General features: G+C 44.7%; 13 protein-coding genes. 10 read left to right on the forward strand and 3 right to left on the reverse strand.

Going from position 1 to position 16,143, the window contains the following annotated elements; translation table 11 throughout:
* The gene (locus B7360_RS04985; RefSeq protein WP_085342855.1) at positions 1-2,013 is read right to left on the reverse strand and encodes an NADPH-dependent 2,4-dienoyl-CoA reductase; all 2,013 of its coding nucleotides are present in this window, start codon (positions 2,011-2,013) and stop codon (positions 1-3) included.
* 224 nt (positions 2,014-2,237) lie between these two features.
* Here B7360_RS04985 and sppA point away from each other — a divergent pair, with 224 nt between their 5' ends.
* Both sppA and ansA read left to right on the forward strand, forming a co-directional pair.
* The gene (sppA, locus tag B7360_RS04990) at positions 2,238-4,088 is read left to right on the forward strand and encodes a signal peptide peptidase SppA (protein WP_085342856.1); all 1,851 of its coding nucleotides are present in this window, start codon (positions 2,238-2,240) and stop codon (positions 4,086-4,088) included.
* 164 nt (positions 4,089-4,252) lie between these two features.
* Positions 4,253-5,266 carry an asparaginase gene (ansA, locus tag B7360_RS04995; RefSeq protein WP_046874512.1) on the forward strand — a complete coding sequence of 338 codons (1,014 nt, stop codon included), beginning with the start codon at positions 4,253-4,255 and terminating at the stop codon, positions 5,264-5,266.
* 105 nt (positions 5,267-5,371) lie between these two features.
* Here the strand turns inward: ansA and B7360_RS05000 are convergent, their stop codons facing one another.
* Entirely contained in the window at positions 5,372-5,656 is a 285-nt protein-coding gene (locus B7360_RS05000) for a YeaC family protein (protein WP_005380700.1), read from the reverse strand.
* A 101-nt stretch (positions 5,657-5,757) separates the two neighbouring features.
* On the opposite strand from B7360_RS05000, the gene B7360_RS05005 reads away from it, so the two are divergent.
* The gene (locus B7360_RS05005; protein ID WP_085342857.1) at positions 5,758-6,579 is read left to right on the forward strand and encodes a DUF2989 domain-containing protein; all 822 of its coding nucleotides are present in this window, start codon (positions 5,758-5,760) and stop codon (positions 6,577-6,579) included.
* A gap of 114 nt (positions 6,580-6,693) precedes the next feature.
* On the opposite strand, the gene msrB is transcribed toward B7360_RS05005, so the two are convergent.
* Complete coding sequence (gene msrB, locus B7360_RS05010) at positions 6,694-7,104, reverse strand: peptide-methionine (R)-S-oxide reductase MsrB (protein WP_047010128.1); 411 nt, start codon at positions 7,102-7,104, stop codon at positions 6,694-6,696.
* Positions 7,105-7,441: 337 nt separating this feature from the next.
* Between msrB and gap the strand changes: the two genes are divergently transcribed.
* The 7 genes from gap to B7360_RS05045 all read left to right on the forward strand — a co-directional run bounded on the left by gap (position 7,442) and on the right by B7360_RS05045 (position 16,133).
* On the forward strand, positions 7,442-8,437 hold the full coding sequence (gap, locus tag B7360_RS05015) for a type I glyceraldehyde-3-phosphate dehydrogenase (RefSeq protein ID WP_012841556.1): 996 nt from the start codon (positions 7,442-7,444) through the stop codon (positions 8,435-8,437).
* Between the two features lie 158 nt (positions 8,438-8,595).
* The gene (locus B7360_RS05020; RefSeq protein WP_085342858.1) at positions 8,596-9,480 is read left to right on the forward strand and encodes a D-hexose-6-phosphate mutarotase; all 885 of its coding nucleotides are present in this window, start codon (positions 8,596-8,598) and stop codon (positions 9,478-9,480) included.
* Between the two features lie 199 nt (positions 9,481-9,679).
* Entirely contained in the window at positions 9,680-11,578 is a 1,899-nt protein-coding gene (locus B7360_RS05025) for a methyl-accepting chemotaxis protein (RefSeq protein ID WP_085342859.1), read from the forward strand.
* A 96-nt stretch (positions 11,579-11,674) separates the two neighbouring features.
* Entirely contained in the window at positions 11,675-12,502 is an 828-nt protein-coding gene (gene rlmA, locus B7360_RS05030; protein ID WP_074191650.1) for a 23S rRNA (guanine(745)-N(1))-methyltransferase, read from the forward strand.
* A gap of 97 nt (positions 12,503-12,599) precedes the next feature.
* Positions 12,600-13,547, forward strand: coding sequence for a ChaN family lipoprotein (locus B7360_RS05035; protein WP_085342860.1), 948 nt, complete (start codon positions 12,600-12,602; stop codon positions 13,545-13,547).
* 251 nt (positions 13,548-13,798) lie between these two features.
* Positions 13,799-14,158 (forward strand): hypothetical protein, encoded by a 360-nt coding sequence (locus tag B7360_RS05040; protein ID WP_046874507.1) that lies wholly within the window; start codon positions 13,799-13,801, stop codon positions 14,156-14,158.
* Positions 14,159-14,555: 397 nt separating this feature from the next.
* Positions 14,556-16,133, forward strand: a complete 1,578-nt coding sequence (locus B7360_RS05045) for an alkaline phosphatase (RefSeq protein WP_085342861.1) — start codon at positions 14,556-14,558, stop codon at positions 16,131-16,133.
* Positions 16,134-16,143 lie beyond the last annotated feature (10 nt).

A 16,143-nucleotide genomic window follows, 5' to 3' on the forward strand; every position in this document is an offset into this window, starting at 1 on the left:
CTAGAGTTTTACCGCCAATTTAACACCTTGACGAATCGCACGCACAGCATCAAGTTCACCTGCATGATCAGCTCCGCCAATGATATGAATCTTCTCTCCAAGTTCAGACCATTTATCTTCAAATGGACGTACAGACTCTTGCCCCGCACAAATGATAACTTTGTCTGCATTAAGTAACTGCGCGCTTCCGTCTACATGAATGTGCAAACCTTGATCATCAATTTTATCGTAAGACACGCCACCGACTAAATGTACGCCCCGTTTTTCAAGGGTACGTTTATGTATCCAACCTGTTGTTTTACCCGGACCTTTACCTACACGACCTTTACGACGCTGAAGTACCCAGACTTCTTTATCGCTGACCGCATCAGGGTAAGGGTATAAACCACCCGGTTGAGACATCTCTTTGTCGATTCCCCATTCATGCAGCCAGTCATCCAACGTTTGTCCAACTGGCTCTGTGAGCATGGTCGCGACATCTACGCCAATACCACCAGCACCAACGATAGCCACTTTCTCACCGACTGGCGTTTTGTCTCGAATGAGAGTTTGATAGTCGACGACTTTCTCTGGGTTATCAATTCCATCAATATTGACTTTACGTGGCTCAACACCCGATGCCATCACTATCTCATCGTATTCTGTGAGTAAGTCATAGTTTGCTTCCGTCGATAAGTGCAGATTCACGCCTGTTTCATCAATACGGTTAGCGAAATATCGTATCGTCTCTCGAAACTCCTCCTTACCAGGGATCTGCATCGCAAGACGGAACTGACCGCCGATGCGGTCGTTCTTTTCGAACAAATCAACCTTGTGGCCACGTTCAGCCAGTGTAGTCGCACAAGCCAAGCCCGCCGGACCTGCTCCGACAACGGCAATGTTTTTCTTCTTAAAGGCTGGTTCAACAACAATTTCGGTTTCATAGCACGCAAGTGGGTTCACTAAGCAACTGGCGCGCTTACCTTTAAACACGTTATCTAGACACGCCTGATTACAGCCAATACACGTATTGATAAGCTGCGCTTTTTCCTGTTCGGCTTTAGCAACAAAGTAAGGATCAGCCAAGAATGGGCGCGCCATCGAAACCATATCGGCATGCCCAGAAGATAGAATACGTTCTGCTTCGTCTGGCGTATTTATTCGGTTACAAGTGATGATAGGAACCGAAACGTGAGGCTTAACTTTTTCCGTAACCCACGTAAACGCACCGCGTGGTACTTGAGTCGCAATGGTAGGAACTCGAGCCTCGTGCCAACCGATACCCGTATTGATAATCGTGACGCCAGCCTCTTCAAGCGCTTTCGCCAATTCGATAACGTCTTCAAATGTGCTGCCCTGCTCGACAAGATCCAGCATAGAGAGACGGAAAATGATGATGAACTTGTCACCCACCGCCTTACGAACCGCTTTGACAATTTCTAGCGGAAAACGCATACGTTTTTTGTAACTGCCACCCCATTCGTCGTAACGCATGTTCGTGCGCTTACATAAGAATTGGTTTATCAGGTAACCTTCCGAGCCCATTAACTCGACGCCATCATAACCAGCAAGCTGGGCTAACTCAGCGCTATTCGCAAAGGCATCAATGGTTTTCTTAATCTGGCGGTCGCTCATTTCACTCGGAGCAAACTTTGCAATTGGCGCTTTAATGCCAGACGCACTTTGCGAGAATGGATGCATGGCATAACGCCCAGCATGGAGAATTTGTAGGGCAATTTTGCCACCGTGCTTGTGCACCGCTTCTGTCACAACTTTGTGGGCCTTAGCATGCTTTGGCTTGCTGAACTCAGCACTCAACGGGTGCAAACGACCGCGTAAGTTCGGAGAAAAACCTCCGGTTACAATCAATCCAACACCGCCTTTCACGCGTTCTTCATAGAAAGCGGCGAGCTTCTGTAATCCTTCTTTGTGCTCTTCTAAGCCCGTGTGCATTGATCCCATCAGGACTCGGTTTCGTAATTGTGTAAAACCGAGATCCAGTGGCTTTAATAGGTTTGGGTACATGGCAGACATCACTTAACATCCATTGTTATTATCATGGTCTGACCAGATTAAGCCCGCTCAACCAAAAAATCAAACAAGCGTTTACATTTTTGTAACACCGATCAATCTCGCGTGAAAATATGCCAATTGTTGAGTGGTCGTGATAAGCTAAAAAAATGTTATCTTTTGAGATCTTAGAGATAAGAACCCATACTTTGTTAGACTCGGCGTAACTATCTCGTTATGGAGACAAGATGAAAAAACTCTTCAAATTTATTGGTTTGATATTTAAAGGGATATGGAAGAGCATCACCTTTATCAGACTTGCACTGGCAAACCTGATCTTCTTGCTGATGATTGCCGTTTTCTACTTTGCTTTTACTTATACCGGAGACGGTCAACCCGTCGTCGAAAAAGAGTCGGCATTGGTGATGAACCTTTCAGGTCCGATTGTCGAACAAAGACGCTATGTAAATCCAATGGACTCTTTTGCTGGTTCCCTTTTGGGCAATGAGTTACCGAAAGAAAACGTCCTTTTCGATATCGTTGATACTATTCGCTACGCGAAAGACGATCCTAAAGTGTCTGGATTAGTGCTAGCACTGCGAGACATGCCAGAAACAAATCTCACGAAATTACGTTACATCGCGAAAGCGTTGAACGAATTTAAAGCGTCAGGTAAACCCGTTTACGCCGTAGGTGATTTTTACAACCAAAGCCAATATTACTTGGCAAGTTACGCTGATAAAGTTTACCTGGCACCTGATGGCGGCGTATTGATTAAAGGTTACAGTGCCTATTCAATGTACTACAAAACGTTATTGGAAAAGCTTGATGTTTCTACTCATGTTTTTCGCGTAGGTACTTATAAATCCGCTATCGAACCTTTTATTCGTGATGACATGTCCGATGCCGCGAAAGAGTCTGCAACACGCTGGGTTACTCAATTGTGGAGTGCTTTTGTTGATGACGTAACAACAAACCGAAACATTGATGCGAAAGTGCTTAATCCAACCATGGATGAGCTGATTAACGAGATGAAGTCTGTAAATGGCGATATTGCTCAGCTCGCAGTCAAACTGGGGCTAGTGGATGAACTCGCGACACGTCAAGACATTCGCACTCTATTTGCAAAACAGTTTGGTAGTGACGGCAAAGACAGCTACAACGCGATTGGTTACTACGACTACCTTGCAACGATTCGTCCCGATTACACACTACCTCAGCACGACATCGCCGTTGTTCTAGCCAGTGGCGCGATTATGGACGGTCAACAACCTCGCGGAACTGTTGGTGGTGACACGGTCGCAAGCTTGCTGCGTCAAGCACGCAATGATGAAAAGGTGAAAGCGGTCGTGTTGCGAGTAGATAGCCCTGGGGGGAGTGCCTTTGCCTCTGAAGTGATTCGCAACGAAGTAGAAGCACTGAAACAAGCAGGCAAGCCAGTTGTTGTATCCATGTCGAGTTTAGCCGCTTCTGGTGGTTATTGGATTTCAATGAGCGCAGACAAGATCGTTGCTCAGCCAACAACACTGACGGGTTCCATTGGTATTTTTAGTGTCATCACCACGTTTGAAAAAGGCTTTAGTAAGTTAGGCATTAATACTGATGGCGTTGGCACATCGCCGTTCTCTGGTGACGGCATTACCACTGGCCTTTCTGACGGCGCGTCTCAAGTATTCCAATTAGGTATCGAGCACGGTTACAAGCGCTTTATTTCTCTAGTTGGCGAGAATCGCGATATGTCTCTAGAGGAAGTTGACAAAGTTGCTCAAGGTCGAGTTTGGACTGGCCAAGACGCACTATCCTTTGGTCTTGTCGACCAGATGGGTGACTTTGATGATGCCGTAGAACTAGCGGCAAAACTGGCGAATGTGACCGATTACGGCATTTACTGGGTAGAAGAACCGCTTTCTCCCACTGAACTATTTTTACAAGAGTTCATGAAACAGGTGAAAGTCTCTCTAGGTATTGATGCAACCAGCTTGCTACCAAAAAGTCTTCAACCCGTAGCTCAACAGTTCGAACAAGACGCAAGCTTGCTACAAAGCTTTAACGATCCTAAAGGTCAATACGCATTTTGTTTGAACTGCCAAGTGCAGTAGCTTTTTCACTAATATTACAAAGGGTATCTCTACTTGAGGTGCCCTTTTTATTACGCTCAACATCTCCTCAGATGACTTTCTGATGCTGTGCGCATAGCCTCGCATCTCAAGGTTATTTAGGTATATAATCCCCGCCTCTGTTCCCCTACATGAAAGAAAAAACGATGACTAGAAAACACATCTACATCGCTTACACCGGTGGCACCATCGGAATGCAAAAATCGGATCACGGCTATGTGCCTGTTGCTGGCTTTATGGAAAAGCAACTAGCAAGCATGCCAGAGTTTCACCGTCCTGAAATGCCGGATTACACTATCCACGAATACGATCCTCTGATTGACTCATCAGATATGACGCCTGCCGACTGGCAGCAGATTGCGGATGATATTCGTGACAACTATGACAAATACGATGGTTTCGTCATCCTACATGGTACTGACACCATGGCATACACAGCATCTGCATTGTCTTTCATGCTTGAAAACCTTGGCAAGCCAGTGATTGTTACGGGTTCACAGATCCCTCTTGCGGAGCTGCGTTCTGACGGTCAAGCAAACCTATTGAATGCTCTGCATATTGCCGCAAACTACCCGATTAACGAAGTGACTTTGTTCTTCAATAATCAGTTGATGCGTGGTAACCGCAGCACAAAATCTCATGCTGACGGTTTTAATGCCTTTACTTCACCAAACCTTCCTCCACTACTGGAAGCTGGGATCAATATTCAAGTAAGTAACAGCGTAACCGTTGGTGCACAACCAGAAGGTGAATTTAAGGTTCACAACATTACACCACAGCCAATCGGCGTGATCACTATGTATCCTGGTATATCACATGAAGTTATTCGTAATACGCTTCGTCAGCCTGTAAATGCGATGATTCTGTTGACTTTTGGTGTGGGCAACGCGCCTCAAAACCCTGAGCTACTGGGTCACCTTAAAGAGGCCTCTGAGCGCGGCGTTATTGTCGTGAACCTAACTCAATGTTTGGCAGGCAAAGTGAATATGGGCGGCTACGCCACGGGTTGTGCACTGGCAGACTCTGGAGTTATCAGCGGCTTTGACATGACGCCAGAAGCGGCACTAGCAAAACTGCATTACCTTCTAAGCCAAAACCTTTCTTACGAAGAAGTGAAAGAGAGAATGCAGCAAGTACTGCGTGGTGAGATGAGCCTGTAAATTCAAGCTTACTACGATCTAAAAAGCCCAATAGAGATTGGGCTTTTTTCTTTTAAAGTCAAAGTAGTAGCGTTAAAGGGAACCCTATAAAAATCAAAGGTTCACTTAATCAATGTTCGGATTGACACGAACAATGTCGCTCTCTTCTCCGCTAAATTGTTTTTTAAGTTCTTGCTTCGATTTAAAGCTGATTTCACCACCTGCCGCAACCGTCATGTGCTGCGCATCAGTATTATGTTTTGATTGATACAACATCACAGCTTGCATACACGAATCTCGCTGCTCTTTAGAAAGTGTTGTACCCTCAGGCCATCTTCCCGTTTCTACTGCATAGACTAAGCGATCATAAACTTCTGGAGTCATCGCTTGTAATAGTTGTTCTGCGTCCATAATGTACCTTCTTATTACATTCTATTTACAGAACATAACGGGTTAAAAAACTGAGTCAAGAATACGAAAATGAATTGGTGTAACGGATCACAAGCAAAGCCATGAAAAGAACACACTGGTTACTTCTCAGCCTCACAAGTCTCGCACTAACGGGCTGTTTCGAAGGTAACGTGACAACCGAAGAGTTGTGCCAAAAAACACCAGAGCTGCGCTGTAGACAGCTCAATATGGATGACGGGCAATGTCGAGTTCCCAGAACAAACTTAGTATGGCATCGGTTTGAGCAATTGAAAAAACCATCAGAAGCCAACCAAATCATCGAATACGGTCTGGTCGCTGAATATAGAAAATGCTTAGAACTCGCCTCTCAGATCACACCTATTGATCAAAGTGCTCTCAAGAGACAGCGTTTTAACGCTTTGGTACACAGTATTGATGAGCTAGAACGCATCGTAAACGAGTTAAAAGGCTCAGAAGACCCGGCTACTTTGTATTTTTTGTGGTCTCAAACGGGTGACATCCAAGCTCGTCGCGCATTTTTACAAATGGAAGGCTCACCCAAGTTAAATACTGCTGAGATGCAATATGCATTAGCTACTTTCTATACTAATCGAGATGCCAAGAAAACGTTGATACTGCTGAATAAAGCGTTGTCTTTATCCGATGAAGACAACCTTAATCCGATCATTCTCAAATCAATGGCAAGCATTCATCAAGGGCTTGGAGAAAAAGAGCGCGCATATCTGTGGGCAATGGTTGCGAAAAGATTCGACGTCCCGCTTGCTGATGAAAAGCAGCTCAAGCGTATGTTTAATTTTAGTCATGCAGAGCAATATCAGCAGCTAGATGAATTAGCTGAATCGGTGGCAAAAGCCATAGAGAGAGGGAACTACTCTCCAGCAATGATACCCAAAGAGATATAAACGAAAAAACTCCCGCAATTGGCGGGAGTTTTTCTTTGGGCAAACTACACTCTATTTTCTACTTACAACAAATCGTATTGAAAGGATAAAACACTATCGAGCACAATTTTGTCGTTATTGTTCTGATTTGTTGAAAATTAACGACACTGAATTAACACAAAAACGCTCACCCGTGGTCTGTGGGCCATCTTCAAAAACGTGTCCTAGATGGCTATCACATGCGGCACAACGAATCTCTGTACGTACCATTCCGTGACTCAGATCTTCTAAATAGCGCACCGCTTGATCATTGATGGGCGCATCAAAACTTGGCCAACCACAGCCAGAGTCATACTTGTTATCAGAGACAAAGAGAGGGGCATTGCAACAGGTACAAGCATAAACACCCGTCTCTTTATTATGCAGTAGTTTACCGCTGAAAGGCGGTTCTGTACCTTGCTCTCGGCAGACACGAAACTCTTCTTCAGAAAGTTGCTCACGCCACTGCTCATCTGACTTCGCCACTTTTTTCCCGTTTTGTTCCACGACTTTCTGCTCCTTCTTTACTGTTTTTGGTATTGACTTTTTTAGCAAAAAACTTGCTTCTCTTAACAGTTGTAGCACATACTTTCTCACCAGGACACCATGCGTAATTAATTTGATAAGAGCACTTATCTCACCAGTTATATTACGCCAACTGGACTACAGAAGAATCAGTTAAAAGTTTAAAAAACGAACATTTGCGAAGAATTGTTAAAAAAAGCGTCGCTTTTTTTTGACTTTAAACAAGTTAAGTCCGATTATCACTTGCAGATGTTTACTGGATTCTGTAATTTTACTACCAGTTATCTTTAATCAGAAATTAAGTTGTGGAGCAACTATAATGACTATCAAAGTAGGTATTAACGGTTTTGGCCGTATCGGTCGTTTCGTATTCCGTGCAGCGCAAGAGCGTGCTGACATCGAAGTTGTAGGTATCAACGACCTTATCGACGTAGATTACATGGCATACATGCTTAAGTACGACTCAACTCACGGCCGTTTCAACGGTACTGTTGAAGTTGAAGGCGGTAACCTAATCGTTAACGGTAAAACTGTACGTGTTACTGCAGAGCGCAACCCAGCGGACCTTAAATGGGACGAAATCGGTGTTGACGTTGTTGCAGAAGCAACTGGTCTTTTCCTAACTGACGAGACTGCACGTAAGCACATCGAAGCTGGCGCGAAGAAAGTTGTTCTAACTGGTCCTTCAAAAGACGCTACTCCAATGTTCGTAATGGGCGTTAACCACGCTACTTACGCTGGTCAAGACATCGTTTCTAACGCTTCTTGTACTACTAACTGTCTAGCGCCTATCGCTAAAGTTCTTAACGACAAGTTCGGTATCGAATCTGGTCTTATGACTACAGTTCACGCTACTACAGCAACTCAAAAAACTGTAGACGGTCCTTCTGCTAAAGACTGGCGCGGTGGTCGTGGTGCTTCTCAAAACATCATCCCATCTTCAACTGGTGCTGCTAAAGCTGTAGGCGTTGTTCTTCCAGAACTAAACGGCAAACTAACTGGTATGGCTTTCCGCGTACCAACAGCTAACGTTTCTGTAGTTGACCTAACAGTTAACCTAAAAGAAGGCGCATCTTACGAAGCTATCTGTGCAGCAATGAAAGAAGCTTCTGAAGGCGAGCTAAAAGGTGTTCTAGGTTACACTGAAGATGCAGTAGTATCTCAAGACTTCATCGGTGAAGTTCAAACTTCTGTATTCGATGCTAAAGCTGGTATCGCTCTAACTGATAACTTCGTTAAAGTTGTATCTTGGTACGACAACGAAATCGGTTACTCAAACAAAGTTCTAGACCTAATCGCTCACATCTCTAAGTAATTAGATAGTTAGCAATTAGCGAATAACTTCGTTAAAGAAAAGGCGGCTCTAGAGTCGCCTTTTTTGTATCTGGAATTTGAGAGAATACCTCGGCGCTGTTGCATTGTATTTGCGACGGATGTCGAAACCCTACTTTCCCCAATGATAGGAAACAGCACATGGATTTAAAAACTCTCCCAGCTCTAACCGTGTTATCTGATAACGTTACTGTCGTTGAAATTGATCAGGTCAAAGTAGTACGTGTTATTCATGAGAAAGCGACAGCAGGCATCTCCTTACATGGTGGTCACGTTGTTTCGTTCACTCCTGCTGGTCATGAAGATTTGATTTGGATGAGCGAGAAGGCAATTTTCGACGGGAAAAAAGCTCTGCGAGGCGGCATTCCCGTTTGCTGGCCATGGTTTGGGCGTATTGCAGCACCGGCTCATGGTTTCGCACGTACTGCTGAATGGGAGCTGGTTGAACATCGCGAGAACGATAACGGCGTGATTGTTGAACTTGCTCTGTTCCCGACAGAAGAAATCCACGATATTTGGCCACATATGTTTGACGCTCGTTTAGTGGTTGAAGTTGGCGATGAGCTAAAAGTGACACTCAAAGTCATGAACATCGATAACGAAGCTTGGACCTTCTCTGGCGCGTTACATACTTACCTAAACGTTGGAGACATTAAGCAAGCACAAACGACAGGCATGGGTGCCGAGTACATTGATAGCTTGAAAGCTGATGCGGTATGCCAAGATGGTGATGTTCTGCAACTCACAGACACCATTGATCGCGTTTACACGCAACCAGAAGCGAAAATTTTGGTAAAAGATCCGGAACTGAATCGTACATTAAGCGTGGAAAACCATGGTCATAACTCCGCGGTACTTTGGAACCCTTGGGCAGAAGGTGCACAAGGTATGGCTGATATGGCTGACGATGGTTACCAAACCATGCTGTGTGTTGAATCTACTGTTCACGCTCCAAGTATCGAGCAAGGTAAAACGCTCCAGCCAGGTGAGACTCATGAACTTGTCACTGTAATTTCAGTGCAGTAGTTATAACCAGATCAAAGGTCGGGAATACCCGACCTTTTTTGTAATAAAAGCCCCACCTAGATGGTCCTCTCTCAACTAACTTATTGGTTATCAGTCACTTTTGACTATTTCATTAATAAATATCAAAAAATTCGATCATATAAACCGATAGCATGCCGATACAAAACTCATAAATAATAAAAATATCAGGAACTGATCTATGTTAGAGAGATACCGAAATCAAAGTGTCGGATTCCAGTTAAAGCTGGTTATCACTTTGTGTCTATTTATTGCTTTCAGCAGTATTGCTGCGCTTGTTTACCGTAACGCTTCCGATGTTCTATTGGAAAGCACCCTTAAAGAGCACCAATCTAAAGTAGAGTCGATGGCTAAAACCATTGCTGGCCAATTCGATGCTTATCTGCATACCGCTAAAGTGCTCGAGTCCACTTTTCGTAATGGCTACCTTGCCGGTGTTTATGTCGAAAACTATACGGTTGATTTCATGGGGCATGAAATACCAAACATCACTCAATACAGTGAAAGCTTAATTAACGACACAAAGCTGGTCGATAGCTTCACACGTGATACCGGTGCTATCGCGACTTTATTCGCGCCTTTGGGAGATGACTTTATCCGTGTATCTACCTCACTAAAAGATCCACAAGGTCAACGAGCAGTGGGAACCACACTAGGTCTCGACCACCCAGGTTATCAGCAACTAAAAGCTGGTCAGCCATATTACGCTCAAATAAAGTTGTACGGCGAACGCTACATTACCTATTACTCTCCAATTAAAGATGCTACAGGAAAAGTTGCAGGGTTATCGTTTATTGGTTTGCCCGTAGATCAAGCAACACAAACGCTATTCGATGCGCTAGAGGAGATTAAATGGGGCGATACTGGCTATACCATCATTGTCGACAACGACGACAACAATCTTGGTAAGTACCTACTCCATCCGACCAAAAGTGCAACCGACCCTTCAATCACAGAAGTTCGTGACTACGAGGGTAATAAGCCTTTCCATAAAATTTTTGAACAAAAGAGCGGATTAATTCTCTACCCTTACCAATTCGGCTCAACAGTCGGCGAAAAGTACTTAGTGTTTACCGAAGTACCAGGCTGGAACTGGAAGCTACTGGGTGGTACGTTCATCAAAGAAGTGACCAAAGGCAGTGATACACTACTCAAACTTATCGCCATCATTTCTTCGGTAGCGGCAATCATTACTTTTGTTGTACTGACACTTTTCTTGAATCGCAGCTTACAACCTCTGACCGTTCTAAACTCCTATATGACTCGCTTGGCGGGCGGCGAGGTCAGCTTGAACGTCCCATCGTCTCGTAAGGCATCAAAAAATGAAATTACGAACCTGAATACGGGTGTCGCCAGTATGGCAAGTCAACTCAATGAACTTGTTGGTAAGATCCGTTCCACAAGCGACTTAGTAGAGAGCATTGCGGAAAACGTACGCTCAGCGAATACCGATAGTCAATCTGGTCTCTCGATTGTAGAAGGCGTATGTATCGATGTTGCTCAACTTAACGATCAGTTGGATCAATCAGCAGCGGCTATCGAGCAAGTCAATCGCGATAGTGAGAGTATTCAAACCGTCACGAAGATGATTGATGAGATTGCAGAGCAAACCAACCTACTTGCGTTGAATGCAGCCATTGAAGCCGCACGAGCAGGTGAGCAAGGTCGTGGCTTCGCAGTTGTAGCAGATGAAGTGCGTACACTTGCGCACCGTACACAAAGCTCAGTTCAGGATGTAGTTGAAATTATTGAGAAGCTAAAAGGCTCTACTCATAATGCAGTTAATATGATGACCGACAGCCAACGCAGTGCCAATCAGGTCTTAGACAAAGCACAAGACGCGGGTACAGCATTAGAAGCTATCGCAGTACAAGTCCAGTCGATAGCGTCTCAAGCCGACGCCATTGCTGCGACCTCAGAAGAGCAAGCGCAAGTATCCCAAGAAATTGCTGCAAATGCCCATTCTATCAGTGAACTAAACCGAGAAAGCCGCGACACCAGCGCGAAAACCTCGCAAAGTGCCATTGAACTGCAACAACAAGCTCGGAACTTGAAAGAGCAAGTCGACTTCTTCCACTAATACTGAATATGAGCCGATTCCATCGGCTCTTTTTGTTTCACTTGAGACCACGCTTTTTGATAGAATTTGCCGCCCTACTTTCTGTTCGAGATCGTCATGAACTATCAATGCCCTTTATGCCACCAAGCTCTAGCGTTAAATGAAAAAACGTTTAAGTGCGAAAACAATCATCAGTTTGACTTAGCAAAAGAAGGCTACGTTAACTTGATGCCAGCGCACCACAAACGTTCTAAAGATCCTGGTGACAATAAAGAGATGATGCAAGCTCGTCGTCGATTCCTTGAGGGGAATTACTACAACCCAATGCGCCAAGAGGTTGCGCAGCTGTGTGCGAAATACACAGAGGGAACCGATCATCAATTATTAGATATTGGTTGCGGCGAGGGTTACTACACGGATCAAGTGCAGAAAACGATACAAACGCAAACGGACGATGCGACGATATATGGATTGGACATTTCAAAAGTTGCGATTCGTTATGCGGCGAAGCGCTACACACAGTGTCACTTTAGCGTCGCTTCTAGCCATCGGCTTCCTTTCGCGAATGAATCCTTAGATGCTATTTTGCGCATTTATGCCCCTTGCAAGGCAGAAGAGCTTCAGCGCGTTGTAAAAGAGAACGGTGTGGTCATCACGGTGACACCTGCAAGCCGTCACTTATACCAACTACGTGAACGCATTTATCAAGATGTTCGTCTTCACAGTGAAGAGCCAGAACACATTGAAGGATATGAATTAGAGCATCAACAACATCTTAACTATGTTATGAATTTGAAGAACGGGGCCGCATTCGATTTATTGCAAATGACGCCATTCGCATGGAAAGCAACCGATGCACTTCGTGAAGAGTTGAAGTCCGCTACACTCTATCAGTGTGAGGCTGATTTTATGCTGCGCGTATATCGCAAAAAGTCCACTCAGTAATAATAGTGGCAGCCAATAAACGCAAATAGTTATCATTTATATTGATTCATTGCTCAGCCTCCATTAATATCATCCGGACATTTTTGGAGGCTTTTCAATGCGCTTTTCTATTTTAAGCTTGCTCTTTGCTGGCTTACTTACTGGTTGTTCTTCTGTTCCATCAACCAACTCTCACCCTACCTCTGCGGAAGTCACTACTTTTTACGACTACCAACTTTACACCCCTTCTGGCGAGCACATCGCTCTAAGCGAACTACCAAAAGAGCTGCAACAAGCAGATGTCATTCTTATTGGTGAATGGCACACACATGCTGGCGTTCATCGCTTTCAAACCGATATGCTCAAACAACTTTCATCTTATGGCCGCCCACTCGCGTTATCAATGGAACAATTTACCCGCGACAAACAACCTGTTGTTGACGCTTACCTGCGTGGGGAAATCGGTGAACAGTACTTGATGAAACAAGCCAATGCTTGGCCCAATTATGAGAGCGACTATCGCCCTCTCGTTGAGTTTGCTAAGCAGAAAAATCTCCCGGTGATTGCAGCGAATGCACCAAAGGGCATTGTCCGATGTATTGGTCGACAAGGGCTAGATTACATTAACAAGCTCGATGATGATCAGCGGATGTTCATTGCACAAGCCATCAACACTGGTAGTAGTCCGTACAAAGAAAAGTTCATGGCATCCATGCATCACGGTAAGCCAGAGCAGACGGAAAAACAGTTTGCAGCTCAAGTTACTTGGGATGAAACTATGGCGGAATCTATCGTTAGCTACCTAGACGACAACCCAGGCGCTCAGGTTGTCCATGTTGCGGGCAAGTTTCACACCGAGCAAGGGTTGGGTACGGCAGCATCAATCTTAAGCCGCAACCCGAGCTTAAAAGTGGTTGTAATTAGCCCAACAGATAATGTGCTTGCTGATCATACTGATTATCAGTTAGAGGTTCTTGCACCACCAGTACGGTATGTACAAGATGCTCACCGCATGGCGGCATATCAACACCTCACTAAGCGCAATAGCGATCTTCAATGTAAGTAGCTGGTCTCCAATTTAAGTTACTACCTTGTCGTTGCGTTGCATCATCACACTGCTCCGAGTTCATAGAGTGACAACGGTCTGCTTACTGCTGGTCTATTTTTTGCTAATGATCACGAATAGAAACCAGAAGCGGCAAAAGCAGACCTGTTTTTATCCAAATAGCTTCAGAAATAGACTTTGCCGCCGATAGTAATATAACTGCTTTTTACCCGCACTCAGTGAACGAGTGTCGATGTTCCAAGGAGTATTCGATGAATCCAGTAGGAAGCACTTCTGTTAATAGCTATGCCAAACAATCTGTCGCCTCTAAGCAAACAAGTATTGCACAAGAGGAAGGCAACGCTTCGCCGCTAAAAGTCGAACACAATAAGGTGACACTGTCTACGGAGGGCAAAGCGCTCCTTGCCGCTCTGCAGCAAATCGAGCACGACAGCAAGAAAATAGAAGCAGAAGATAAATCTGTTGGTGAAAAGGTCGAATCTTTCACGCATGGTGCGCTTGGCATGGATCACCCTGATAAAATCGAGAAAGAAGAGGATGGCTCATATTCTGCGGGTCAATACCTTTCTGCGGCCCTCACTGTCGGTGGCATCATATTAGCGTTGGTCTAATAATCGTTACGACAATAAATCCTATTTGAATAAATCACTAACTGCAGCCCATAATTTGATACGTCAAAGAACGATATGTCGTAAACGTAGGTTATATACTCCTCAATTCGACCGCTCTTATGACCTTAGAACGCATACTCGTTTATTGCTCCCTAAACTAGGTTTCTTGTGAAGGCACTGAATGGATAACTTTAGTCCATGCTTTCAACTCCTAAGCGTAATCCAAGCCCACGTTTGTGGGCTTTCTTCTTTCTAAATTCACAAACGTTAGAGGTTGATTCACTTTTTCTACAAACCCAAGCAAAGACGACAATTTAGTTAAACTTTTATTACCGACACAAAATCGTCATAAATCATTGTTTTAATGCCAGCGCTTTCAATAAACAAGGAAAATATAATGAAGCGCTTAGTATCTCCAATCGTTACCGCAGTGGCAGCATCAACCCTCTCTTTTAATGCACTCTCGGCCGAAATCAAAAACGTTATTCTGATGATCGGCGATGGCATGGGGCCTCAACAAGTTGGTCTACTAGAGACCTACGCCAAACACGCACCTAACTCGATTTACAAAGGCGAAACTACCGCTTTGTATAAACTCGCTCAAGAAGGTGTCATTGGCTCTTCACTGACTAATCCAGAAGACGCGATTGTCGTCGACTCTGCGTGCTCCGCAACGATGCTAGCAACAGGAATACCTACCGCTTCTGAAGTCATTGGCATTGATAGCCAAGGCAACCACGTTGAAACCATTTTGGAAAAAGCCAAAAGCAAAGGTAAGGCTACGGGTCTCGTCTCTGATACACGTATGACTCATGCAACGCCAGCCGCATTTGCCGCTCATCAACCACACCGTTCTCTAGAAAACAGTATTGCGGCGGACATGCTAGAAACTGGCGTTGACGTGATGATGTCTGGCGGACTTCGTCATTGGATTCCAAAGTCGACAAACGACAAGGGAGAGACATACGAGCAACTTGAAAAGCTCACTGAAGGTAATGTCTACCTAAAGTCGAAACGTAAAGATGAGCGCAACTTGCTTACTGAGGCGCAAGACCAAGGTTACAACCTGGCTTTCAGCCGCGATATGCTCACACAAGCTAAAGGTGACAAATTACTTGGACTTTTTGCTTACTCGGGCATGAACGATGGTATTGCCTACAGTCAAAGCAAAAACGATCCAAAACGTACGCAGCCATCGCTGAAAGAAATGACCACCAAAGCAATCGACATCCTTTCAAAAGACAAAGACGGCTTTTTCTTGATGGTTGAAGGCGGTCAAATTGACTGGGCTGGCCACAGTAACGATGCGGGTACGATGCTGCATGAAATGCTTAAGTTCGACGAAGCGGTAGACTCGGTTTATGAGTGGGCAAAAGGCCGTGATGACACACTGATCATTGTTACCGCAGATCACGAGACTGGTTCTTTCGGCTTTAGTTACTCATCAGCAAACTTGCCTAAACCGCAAAAACGCGACGGCGAAGCATTCAAAAATCAAGATTACGCGCCAAACTTCAACTTTGGTCAGTTCGAGATCCTTGATGGTTTATACAACCAAAAGAAAAGCTACTACGGTATGATCAGCGAATTCCAAGCGCTTGATAAGAAAGCTCAAACACCAGAGAAGTTTGCGGAAATCGTGAACGCAAATAGCGATTTTTCGATTACGCCTGAGCAAGCAGAACGCGTATTAGCAAGTAAACCAAATCCATACCGACTCGCTGGACACAAATATTTAAGCGAAGAGAACGTTCCTACAATCAATGACTTTGATGCGTTCTTTCCTTACAACGACCGTGGCAACTTGCTAGCTCGTGAGCATGCAACAAAGCAAAACACAGTATGGGGAACGGGTACTCATACGCATACCCCAGTCAACGTATTTGCTTGGGGGCCGGCAGAAACTATCCTTCCGGTATCAAAAATCATGCACCACTCTCAGTTAGGTGAGTACTTAAAGCAACAAATCAAATAATCGGCTTGCA

Origin of the sequence: Vibrio sp. ArtGut-C1, assembly GCF_002105475.1 — a bacterium.
GTDB lineage: Bacteria > Pseudomonadota > Gammaproteobacteria > Enterobacterales > Vibrionaceae > Vibrio > Vibrio diabolicus.